The organism is Brevundimonas sp. 357, from assembly GCF_003938605.1.
Classification (GTDB): Bacteria; Pseudomonadota; Alphaproteobacteria; order Caulobacterales; family Caulobacteraceae; genus Brevundimonas.
Genome location: NZ_RHWX01000036.1, coordinates 1 through 800, shown reverse-complemented (window position 1 = coordinate 800; position 800 = coordinate 1). Strand labels below are relative to the sequence as shown.

At 37.9% G+C, this 800-nt stretch carries 1 protein-coding gene; it reads right to left on the bottom strand.

Annotated elements, in window-relative coordinates; genetic code table 11:
• Positions 1 to 800, bottom strand: an 800-nt coding sequence (locus EGK63_RS16235) for a plasmid recombination protein (protein ID WP_207896412.1), incomplete at both ends; no start/stop codon positions are given.

The following is an 800-nucleotide window of genomic DNA, read 5'->3' as shown; positions in this document are numbered from 1 at the left end:
GCATTTCTCTTGGCATTTGTTGCTCTCGTAGCTCGTTGATACAAATCAACAAAATCATTCCCAGATAAATGATACGAACCATCAGGAAGCCTCTTGAAACTTTCTAAAGGAACCATATCTTTTTGGAAAATGACCGCCATCTCTTTTTTTACATTCAGCATATTTTTCTTCTCTTCTTCAATCTTCGCTCTCTCAGAAGCCATCAGAGCCTTCTCACGCTCGTTTTCTTCTCTTTGCCTAGAAATATACCTCAACTCATCAGAAACGCTCTCACGCTCTTTTACAGCCGTTTGGCGCAATTCAGAAATTTCACTCATGATTTCTTTGTATTCGTGAATATCTTTAATTTTGTTGGTACCGACAATATCCCTTTTCCAACCGTAATCATTCATTAATCGTTCTATAGAGTCAACTTCTTGATTTCTAAAATTATTGAAAAGCACTCGACCATTATCTTTATCAGCGTGTATCCCTTGTTGAACCAGTGCTTTATTAAAGCTCGGCTGCTTTTGAACACCCCGTTTATAACCTTCAGCAACCGGCACAATATTCAAGTGCAGGTGCGGACTTATTTCGTCATTATGAATAACAGCATTATAAACAGCCAAATTAGGGTTTCTCTCTTGAAACTCCTTGTAATACTGAACCAAAATTTTATTGGCAATCACTCGATTTTGTTCAGCTTGTTGTTTCGATATGCCAGTAGAAGAACCATCTGCTCGATTTGTCTGGAAATCATCTAAAATGCCTATTTGCACAATAAATTCTCGTTGAGGTTCCAACTTTTTATCCTTGCGCAC